The sequence below is a fragment of the Mesorhizobium sp. M4A.F.Ca.ET.050.02.1.1 genome (assembly GCF_003997725.1).
Lineage (GTDB): Bacteria > Pseudomonadota > Alphaproteobacteria > Rhizobiales > Rhizobiaceae > Mesorhizobium.
The window spans coordinates 1-5,818 of record NZ_RZSG01000368.1 but is presented as its reverse complement, the minus strand read 5'-3'; the positions used below and the strand labels follow the sequence as shown (position 1 = coordinate 5,818).

Genomic DNA, 5,818 nt, shown 5'->3' with positions numbered 1-5,818 from the left:
GCAACGAACCGTGGAATTCATGACGCGAAACTCCCCCGTCGCTTTTCGCGACGGGGGAGTTTCGCGTCATGAATTCCACGATTCGTTGCCTTGCTCTTGCCGCCGTCGTCACCGTCGGAGCGGGCGCCGCCTACGCGCTTGCCGATGGCATGGTGGCCGCGTTCGAGAAGATCAAGGCCGGCTATTGACGACGGCAGCTGACAGAACCGGAGTCGTCATCGTCGGGGCCGGCTTCACCGGCCTGACGGCCGCGCTCGAGCTGAAGAAGGCCGGCATCGATTTCCTCGTGCTGGAAGCGCGCGACCGGGTCGGCGGGCGGGTGGAGGCGACGCGGAACGGGCTCGGCGAGCTGATCGACCGTGGCGGCCAGTTCCTGTGCGAGGACATGCCAGAGCTGATGGCGCTGGCTAAGGCGCGCGGCAAGACATTCGTCGAGACCTATGTCTATGGCGATTTCATCACCCATCCGTCGATGTCGGCCGGCCAGGCGGAGCGGACCTATGTGACCGCGATGGCGATCCGCGAACGCATGAACCGAATCGAGCCGGACGATCCCGCGATCGCTGGGCTGACCGTCGCCGGCTGGCTGCAACGCCAGGAGGATCCGGCCGATGCCAAGGCGGCCTTCCGTTCGATGATCGAGGGCCTGTGGTGCCTGGCGCTGGACAAGCTGCTGCTCTGGTATCTGATCGACAATGATCGCCGCATCACCAACGAAGTGCCGGAGCTGCAGTATTTTCTGCGCGAAACCATGCAGTCGCTGGCCGAGGACCTTGCCGGCGACCTCGGCGACCGGCTGCGGCTGAACGAAGCGGTCATTCGCATCGAGCGCCGACCGTCAGGCGTTCGCGTCGTCTCGGGCAGTGCTGCCATCGAGGCGCGCGAGGCCCTGGTCGCCCTGCCGCCTGCGACGGCCGACAAGCTCGATTTTCAGCCCGCCTTGCCGGCGGCCTTGAAGAAGGCGCTTGGCGTCTGGGAAAGCGGCGCGGTGGTCAAGATACTGATCCGTTACCCCAAGCCGTTCTGGCGCGAACGGGATCTGAGCGGCATGGTGATGTGGCGCGACATGCCGGGCCTGTTTGCATGCGACGCCAGCAAGGATGCCGAGCACGCAGCGCTCGTCGTCTTCATCGGCGGACCGCTGGCGCTGCGCTGCCGCAAGCTGAGCGCCGCGGCGTTGCGCGCCGAAGTCACGGCGAAGCTCGTGGATGCGCTTGGCCCGGAGGCGGCCGATATGCTCGATTTCAGCCACCGCGACTGGACGGATGACCGCTGGAGCGGCGGCGCCTATGGCGATCTCATCGTCGACGCGACGGCACGGGATGCCGAGCGCACGATTCTTGCCGGCGCGCCGCCGGTGCATTTCGCCTCGTCGGAAGTGTCGCCGTCATTTCCCGCCTATGTCGAGGGCGCTATCGTGGCCGGGCGCATCGCCGCCGGAAAGATCCTGACCAGCCTTCAATCCGCCATCGCCACCAGGGCTTCGGGATCGTAGGCGAGGCGGATCGGCGCGCCGACGGGGATGTCGTCGGCGCCGAAATCGTTGGTCTCCGTCACCGAGAGCGGCTTTTCCAGGCCGGGTATCTCGACGATCAGGTGGGTGATCTCGCCGAAATAGTGGCGCTCGACCACCTTGCCGGCGACCTCGAATTTGGCCGTCGCATTGTCCCACAGTACGCGCAGCCGTTCCGGCCGGATGCCGAGCGTCGCCGCGCCGCCATTGCGGACAAAAGCCTTCGGCTTGTCGGTCCTGACGCGGCCGAAACCCAGCGTGTCGAGCACCAGCGAGGCGCCGTTCTCCTCGACGATTTCGGCCTTGACGAAGTTCATGCCGCCGAGGAAATCGGCCACCTGGCGGTTGACGGGGCGCTGATAGATCTCCTTCGGCGAGGCGATCTGCGCGATCTTGCCGCCGAACATCACGGCGATGCGGTCCGACATGGCCAGCGCCTCGTACTGATCATGCGTGACCAGCACGAATGTGATGCCGACCGCCTGCTGCAACCGGCGCAGTTCAACCTGCATCTGCTCGCGCAGCTTCTTGTCCAGCGCCGAGAGCGGCTCGTCGAGCAGCAGCACCTTGGGACGCATGACCAGCGCGCGGGCGAGCGCCACGCGCTGGCGCTGGCCGCCGGAGAGCTCGGTGGCCCCGCGCTTGCCGAGACCGGTCAGCGACACCTGCGCGAGTGCCTCCTCGACGCGGCGCCTTTCCTCGCCCGCTTGCAGCTTCAAGCGCTTCAGCCCGTAGGCGACGTTCTGCTCGACATTGAGATGTGGGAAGATGGCATAGCTTTGGAATACCATGTTGGTCGGACGGCGGTTGGCGGGAATGCCCTCCATCGGCTGGCCGTCGACGGCGATCGAGCCGCTGGTCGGATTGTCGAAGCCGGCGATCATGCGCAAGAGCGTGGTCTTGCCGCAGCCAGATGGGCCGAGCAACGAGAAGAACTCGCCTTCCCGGATGGTCAGCGAAGCATCGTCAAGCGCCTTGAAAGCACCGTAGCTGCGGGTGACATCGCGGATCTCGATCATCGGCCGCTCCGACTGGAGACGATCGGCCTGGCGCGGCCGTTTGGCCTCAATCACATCAGGCATAAAGGCCTCCCTCGGTCTGCGTGCGCCTGGCCGCCCGTCGGCGCAGGATCTCGGCAATGGTCATCAGCAGGAAAGAAGCGAGGAGCAGCAGCGTGCCCAGCGCCAGCACACCCGGCAGCTTGGCCGCGAATCGCAGCTGGCCCCAGATGTAGATCGGCAGCGTCGCCTCGGTGCCGGTCAGGAAGAAGGCGATGATGAACTCGTCGAGCGAGATGGTGAAGCAGACGAGCAGGCTGGAGATGATCGCCGGCATCACCATCGGCAGTGTCACCCGCCGGAAGGTGCCGAAGGCACTCTCGCCGAGATCGGCGGAGGCTTCCTCGAGGCTGCGGTCGAAGCCCTCGAAGCCGGAGGTCAGCACCGTCATCGAATAGGGGATGCAAACCAGCACATGGCCGAGCACGACGGTGAACAGCGACAGGCTGAGGCCGAGCTGCAGCATCACCAAGAGCATCGAAATGGCGACGATGACCTCCGGCAGCACCAGCGGCGCCATGATCAGCCCGTTGATGGCGCGTCGGCCGGGGTAGCGGTAGCGGGTGATCGAGCGGGCGGCCAGGATGCCAAGCACGGTCGACAGGACCGAAGCGGAGACGCCGACGATCAGGCTGTTCCAGGTGGCGTCGATCAGCGCCGGCGTGCGCGGCAGGTCCTCGTACCATTTGAGGGTGACGCCCGAGAGCGGGAATTTCGGTGTCGCCGCGGTGTTGATCGAGAAGATCGGCAGGAAGACGACCGGCAGATAGAGGAAGGCGACATAGAGGAAGGCATAGGCCGATAGCCAGCCGCCTGGGAGCAAGCGTTTGATCGCCATCATCGAGCCAGCCTCTGCGCGGCGCGGATGATCAGCACCGTGGCGCCCGCCATCAGCGTCACGATCACCATGGTGGTAACGGAGAGCGCGGCGCCCAGCGGCCAGTTCGACGCCTTGCCGAACTGCGCCTGGATGGCGTTGGCGATCATGACGCCGTCCTTGCCGCCGACCAGCTTCGGCGTCACATAGTCGCCGACCGTCGGGATCATGACGATGAGCATCGCCGAGATGACCCCCGGCGTCGACAGCGGCAGGGTCACGCGCAGGAAGGAGCGCAGCGGGCCGTCGCCGAGATCCGTCGCAGCCTCGACCAGCGTACGGTCGACTTTTTCCAGCGAAACGAAGATCGGCAGGATGGCGAAGGTCGCCCAGGCATGGGTCAGCGTGATGATGACGGCGCTCGAATTGTAGAGCAGCGCGGTAGAAGGCTCGTCGATGATGCCGAGGCCCATCAGGCCGGAATTCAAGACGCCGTTGTAGCCGAGGATCACCTTCCACGACATGACCCGCAGCAGGTAGCTGGTCCAGAGCGGGATGGTGATGAGGAACAGCCACAGGCTCTTGTGACGGCCGCCGTGGAAGGAAATGAAATAGGCGATCGGGTAGGCGAGGATGACGGTGAGCACGCTGACCGTCAGTGAGATGTAAAGCGAGCGCCAGAGCAGATCGCGATAGATCGGCTCGGTCAGTGCGATGCGGTAATTCTCCAGCGTGAAGGCGTGGTCGATGGTCAGGTAGTTCTGCGTCCAGAAGGAGTGGGCGAAAACCACCAGGATCGGCAGCACCAGCAGGACGAGGGCATAGAGGAAGGTGGGGCTGATCAGGGCAAAGCCCTGGACGGGTTCGGACCGCAGAAGGGCATTTCGTCTGGCCCGCGACATGCGCAGCGGGGGCGAGCCTTCGGCAGCCGCCGTCATTGCAGCGCTCCGGGCGTGATTTCGGTCGCTGGCACGAACAGTTCCGGCATGTGGTTCCCATTGGTCAGCGCCGGCGGCTTGTTCCCTTTTTTGCTCGCGGCGCAACCGAACGGTGCGTTGCTGGTCGCGCCGCTTGCTTGCCGGCTTTCTTTCATCATGAGCGCATCCGCCAATTGAAATCAAGCGCTATTTCTGTAATATTGATTGAACGGACATTCAAAATGAAGTGAAGAAAGACCATTTTTCCGGGGCTTGCCGCTTCATTCTTTGTCCGCCGAAGGATCCACAACCATACGATGCGAGGCTAAGATGGCGGCTGCAAGGGAGATCAGGGCGAGGGAAACCAACCAGCCCGGCGATGACGATGCCGTGGAGCTGGCCAAGCGCCATCTCGTCCAGCCCTGGCCGTATGCCGGCTCGGTCGGCGCCGAGGCGCGCGCGCTGATCGGCGAGGGCGACGGCATCTACATCACCGATGCTTCCGGCAAGCGGCTGATCGACGGGCCGGCCGGCATGTGGTGCCTCAATGTCGGCCACCGCCGCGAGGAACTGGCCAGCGTGATGTACAACCAGGCGATGGCGCTGTCCTACAACACTCCGTGGTACACGATGAACGCGCCCTCGGCGGAGCTCGCCAGGCGCATTTCCGGTCACGCGCCCGCCGATCTCAGCCACACTTTCTTCACCACGGGCGGCTCGTCGGCGGTGGAGACGGCGCTGCGCTTCATGCAGTTCTACAACAATGTGCGGGGACGGCCGGAGAAGAAGCTGATCCTCAGCCGCGGCGGCGCCTATCACGGCTCGACCTATCTGTCGGCCTCGCTCAATGGCCGCCCGCGCGACCGCGACTGGATGGACGGCGCCGACGAGTTGGTGGTCAAGCTCTCCTCGCCCGATCCGTTCCGGCGGCCGAAGGAGATGAGCATCGCTGCCTTCACCGATTTCCTGGTGGATCAGTTCCGCGACACCGTCGCCCGCGTCGGTGCCGACAGGATCGGCGCCTTCGTCGGCGAACCGGTGCAGGCCTCGGGCGGCGTGGTCGTGCCGCCGGAGGGCTATCTGAGGCGCGTCCGCCAGATCTGCCGCGACAACGACATCCTCTATGTCTCGGACGAGGTGGTGACCGGCTTCGGACGTCTCGGCCACGTCTTTGCCTCCGGCGAGGTGTTCGGCATAGACCCGGACATGATCACCTTCGCCAAGGGCGTCACCTCGGGCTATTTCCCGCTCGGCGGCGTCATCATCTCGGGGCGGCTGCTGGAACAACTGCGCCGTTCCAACCATCCCGACGCGCTGTTCGGCCACGGCCTCACCTACACCAGCCATCCGATCGGCTGCGCGGTGGCGCTGAAGAATCTCGACCTGCTGGAAGACGGCGTGCTCGCGCACGCGCGTGAGGTCGCGCCCTATTTCCAGGCGCGGCTGAAGTCGCTGGAGGAATGGCCGCTGGTCGGCGAGGTGCGCGGCATGGGGCTGATGGCTTGCATCGAAT

Annotated in this window: 6 protein-coding genes; 2 read left to right on the top strand and 4 right to left on the bottom strand. The window is 65.0% G+C overall.

Annotated features, from left to right (window positions below):
• Window positions 1-184: 184 nt before the first annotated feature.
• Complete coding sequence (locus EOA33_RS21700; RefSeq protein WP_127406546.1) at window positions 185-1,495, top strand: flavin monoamine oxidase family protein; 1,311 nt, start codon at window positions 185-187, stop codon at window positions 1,493-1,495.
• On the opposite strand, the gene EOA33_RS21695 is transcribed toward EOA33_RS21700, so the two are convergent.
• The 4 genes from EOA33_RS21695 to EOA33_RS39165 are packed head-to-tail and all read right to left on the bottom strand — an operon-like array spanning window position 1,459 to window position 4,484.
• The gene (locus tag EOA33_RS21695; protein WP_126059341.1) at window positions 1,459-2,532 is read right to left on the bottom strand and encodes an ABC transporter ATP-binding protein; all 1,074 of its coding nucleotides are present in this window, start codon (window positions 2,530-2,532) and stop codon (window positions 1,459-1,461) included. The two genes, EOA33_RS21700 and EOA33_RS21695, sit on opposite strands and share 37 nt — an antisense overlap.
• A 55-nt stretch (window positions 2,533-2,587) precedes the next feature.
• Complete coding sequence (locus EOA33_RS21690) at window positions 2,588-3,412, bottom strand: ABC transporter permease (RefSeq protein ID WP_126058016.1); 825 nt, start codon at window positions 3,410-3,412, stop codon at window positions 2,588-2,590.
• The gene (locus EOA33_RS21685) at window positions 3,409-4,326 is read right to left on the bottom strand and encodes an ABC transporter permease (RefSeq protein ID WP_126058017.1); all 918 of its coding nucleotides are present in this window, start codon (window positions 4,324-4,326) and stop codon (window positions 3,409-3,411) included. Before EOA33_RS21685 ends, EOA33_RS21690 begins: the two co-directional genes overlap by 4 nt.
• Entirely contained in the window at window positions 4,323-4,484 is a 162-nt protein-coding gene (locus EOA33_RS39165; RefSeq protein WP_189347883.1) for a hypothetical protein, read from the bottom strand. The genes EOA33_RS21685 and EOA33_RS39165 overlap by 4 nt, the downstream gene beginning before the upstream one ends.
• A 151-nt stretch (window positions 4,485-4,635) precedes the next feature.
• Between EOA33_RS39165 and EOA33_RS21680 the strand changes: the two genes are divergently transcribed.
• Window positions 4,636-5,818: aminotransferase class III-fold pyridoxal phosphate-dependent enzyme (locus EOA33_RS21680; protein WP_127406544.1), on the top strand; the 1,183-nt coding region annotated here is incomplete at its 3' end.

What these genes read in the sequence shown, in the direction of transcription:
- EOA33_RS21695 (WP_126059341.1), bottom strand. Translation starts at nt 2,532, where the DNA reads ATGATCGAGATCCGCGATGTCACCCGCAGCTACGGTGCTTTCAAGGCG.
- EOA33_RS21690 (WP_126058016.1), bottom strand. Translation starts at nt 3,412, where the DNA reads ATGATGGCGATCAAACGCTTGCTCCCAGGCGGCTGGCTATCGGCCTAT.
- EOA33_RS21685 (WP_126058017.1), bottom strand. Translation starts at nt 4,326, where the DNA reads ATGACGGCGGCTGCCGAAGGCTCGCCCCCGCTGCGCATGTCGCGGGCC.
- EOA33_RS39165 (WP_189347883.1), bottom strand. Translation starts at nt 4,484, where the DNA reads ATGATGAAAGAAAGCCGGCAAGCAAGCGGCGCGACCAGCAACGCACCG.